The organism is Cupriavidus sp. 2SB, from assembly GCF_005503625.1.
Taxonomy (GTDB): domain Bacteria; phylum Pseudomonadota; class Gammaproteobacteria; order Burkholderiales; family Burkholderiaceae; genus Cupriavidus.
On the sequence record NZ_SCMX01000163.1, the window covers coordinates 1 to 2778 of the forward strand.

General features: G+C 64.5%; 5 protein-coding genes. 2 read left to right on the plus strand and 3 right to left on the minus strand.

Features of this window, described 5'->3' with window-relative positions; translation table 11 throughout:
* Nucleotides 1-522, plus strand: a 522-nt coding sequence (locus FFS21_RS31800) for a GNAT family N-acetyltransferase (protein ID WP_137928641.1), incomplete at its 5' end; no start/stop codon positions are given.
* 2 nt (nucleotides 523-524) lie between these two features.
* On the opposite strand, the gene FFS21_RS31805 is transcribed toward FFS21_RS31800, so the two are convergent.
* From FFS21_RS31805 to FFS21_RS31815, 3 genes are read right to left on the minus strand one after another with little or no spacing between them, the layout of a single operon-like run.
* On the minus strand, nucleotides 525-1151 hold the full coding sequence (locus FFS21_RS31805; RefSeq protein WP_137928642.1) for an FMN-dependent NADH-azoreductase: 627 nt from the start codon (nucleotides 1149-1151) through the stop codon (nucleotides 525-527).
* A 3-nt stretch (nucleotides 1152-1154) separates the two neighbouring features.
* Nucleotides 1155-1598, minus strand: coding sequence for a GNAT family N-acetyltransferase (locus tag FFS21_RS31810; protein ID WP_137928643.1), 444 nt, complete (start codon nucleotides 1596-1598; stop codon nucleotides 1155-1157).
* Nucleotides 1595-2050, minus strand: coding sequence for a carboxymuconolactone decarboxylase family protein (locus FFS21_RS31815; protein ID WP_137928644.1), 456 nt, complete (start codon nucleotides 2048-2050; stop codon nucleotides 1595-1597). The genes FFS21_RS31810 and FFS21_RS31815 overlap by 4 nt, the downstream gene beginning before the upstream one ends.
* Nucleotides 2051-2109: 59 nt before the next feature.
* Here FFS21_RS31815 and FFS21_RS31820 point away from each other — a divergent pair, with 59 nt between their 5' ends.
* Entirely contained in the window at nucleotides 2110-2637 is a 528-nt protein-coding gene (locus FFS21_RS31820; protein WP_137928645.1) for a MarR family winged helix-turn-helix transcriptional regulator, read from the plus strand.
* Nucleotides 2638-2778 lie beyond the last annotated feature (141 nt).

Sequence of the window (2778 nt, forward strand, 5' to 3'; positions counted from 1 at the left end):
GCCGACGTGCCCGCCATCCACGCCATCTACGCGCACCACGTGCAGCATGGCCGCGCGTCCTTCGAGGAAGTTGTTCCTGGCGTGGACGACATGCAGTCGCGGATGGCCGAGGTGCATCGCAAGGGGCTGCCGTATATCGTGGCCGAGCGCGATGGCGAGATCGTGGGCTACGCCTACGCGTCGAGCTACCGCGCCCGCAGCGCCTATCGCTTTGCCATCGAAGACTCGATCTATATCGACCATCGCCATACCGGAGCGGGCCTGGGCCGCGCGTTGTTGTCCGAACTGATTGCCCGGTGCGAGACTGGTCCGTGGCGTCAGATGGTGGCCGTGGTGGCGCTGACGCGAAGCGGCGAAGGCGCGGGCTCGGTGGCCGTGCATGAACGGCTCGGCTTCCGTACCGTGGGCCGGCTCGAATCGGTGGGCCTCAAGCATGGCCAGTGGATCGACACCGTGCTGATGCAGCGCCCGCTCGGCCAGGGGAACGAAACGGTGCCGCGTCCCGAAGAATTGCGCGGGTAAGACTATGCCGCTTCAAGGAAGCCCGACAGCGCGGTGTCGCACCACGCTTCCAGTTGCTCGAAGGCGCGCGTGACGGCTTCCGGACGCACCATGCCTTCAAGCCGCATGACTTCCACGCGTTTCAGGCCGATGATTTCCAGTACGTACTTCAGGTAAGGCGTGAAGAAATCCTGCTGGCTGCCCTCGCCTTCATGGAAACGGCCGCCGCATGACACGATGGCCAGCACCGGACGATCACGCAGCAGCGGCAGCTTGCCCTGCGGCGAGCCGGCAAAGGTGCGCTCCGGTCGCACCACAAGGTCGATCCATGTCTTGAGCGTGGCCGGCACCGTGAAGTTGTGAACCGGCGTGGTGATCAACACGATGTCCGCCGCCTGCAGTTCGGCGATCAGCGTTTCGGACAGCGCCAGCGCGGCGGGATCGGCGTCGGTACGCTTGGCCGCCACGACCATATTGGCGTGCGTGAAATCGGCGCCGATGGGCGGCAGCGGATCGGCGGCCAGGTCCCGCTCGACCACGGTCAGGTTGCCGCACTGCGCGGCCAGTTGCTCGCGCACGCGCTGGCCGGCGCGCCGGCTGGTCGATTGGTCGCCGCGCGGGCTGACATTGAGGTGCAGAAGGGTTGTCATGGTTCAGGTCTTCGATTCGATGGGGAAGTAGAAGCGCAGCGCACGCGCCAGCAGCCCGTTGCGGTAATAGAAGCGGTGGCCCAGCACATTGGTCAGCGGCGTATCGAGCACGAGTTGCGTGCAGCCCGCCGCCTCGGTCTGCGTCTTGAGCCAATCCATCAGCCGTTGCCCGTACCCACCGCTGCGCGCGTTGGCGTCGGTCACCAGATCGTCCACGTAGAGATGCCGGCCCACGATCAGGTTGTCGGCGATGCGGTAGCCGGCCAGCGCCATGAGGCGATCCCCCTCCCAGATACCAGCGAGGCGATAGCCATCGGCAGTCTGGCGCTTCCAGCGCGTCACCAGTTCGGCCGCGTCCGCCAGGTGCGGACGCAGTTGGTGCATCAGCGGGAAAGCGGCAATAACCTGCTCATCGGATTCGAGTACAACGATACGGGCGCTCATCATCGGGCTCCCTGCTCCGCCGGCGGCGGCGGAAAGTGCAGGCCCACGGCGATACGGTTCCACGCGTTGATCGACGCCACGGTGGCGGCCAGGAACACCATTTCGCGCTCGTCGAAGACGCTGCGCGCCTCGGCCAGCGCGGCATCGCTCGCGAATGGATCGGTCATGCGCGTCATGGCTTCGGCCCAGCCCAGCGCGGCAGTTTCGCGGTCGGTATAGATACCGGCGTCGCGCCAGCCGGCCAGGAGGTCGAACTTGCGCGGGTCGATATCGAGCTTGCGTGCGATGTTCAGGTGGAACTGCAGGCAGAACGCGCAGCCGTTGATCTGCGAGACGCGCAGCTTGACGAGTTCGGTCAACGCCTTGTCGAGACCGGACGCGACCACGGCCTTGCTGACGCCGCCGAGCGACGCATAGACGTCGGGGGCAGTCTGCGTGAAAGTCTGGAAATCCATGCGTGGCTCCTTCGGGTAAGATGTCAGAGTTCGAACAACAATGTCAGAACTCTAACATCATGAGCAAGACCCTGCCGAAAGAAGGGAAAAAGGAAAAGAAGAAGAAGGCTGCGCCGCCTGCCGAGGCGGTCACCATTCCCGCACCCGGCGAAGGCAAGCGTGGCGAAAGCGGCTATCTGGCGTACCTGTTACGCCAGGCCAGCGCAAGCAACCGCCTGCGGCTGGAGCGCGCACTGGCCGATCTCGGCGTGACGGTGCCGCAGTTTTTTGTGTTGACGATGCTTGGTGCGTATCCGGGTATCTCGGGCGCCGATGTGGCGCGGCTCGCACTGCTGACGCCGCAGACGGTGAGCGTGATCATCAGCAATCTGGAGAAGCTCGGCGCCATCGAACGGCAGCCGCATCCGGTGCATGGTCGGATTCAGACGATTGGGTTGACCGATGCGGGGCGGGAGTTGCTCGGTGGGTGCAAGACGCGCGCGAGCGAGGTAGACCGTGAATTGCGGGCGAATCTGACAGCCGAAGAGGAGCAGATTGTGCGGCGGTGGCTGGTGAGCCAGGCAGTGCCGGGGGGGGTGGCGGAGTAAGTCAAACTCCGGTGTGTTCTCCCCTCTCCCCCTGTAGTGGTCAAGTAATCTTGGACACTTTTTCAGGCAGACCTACTCTTTAAAGCCTCGTACTCGGCCGGCGGCATGTCTTGCGTCGCCGAGTGAAGCCTGCGATGGTTA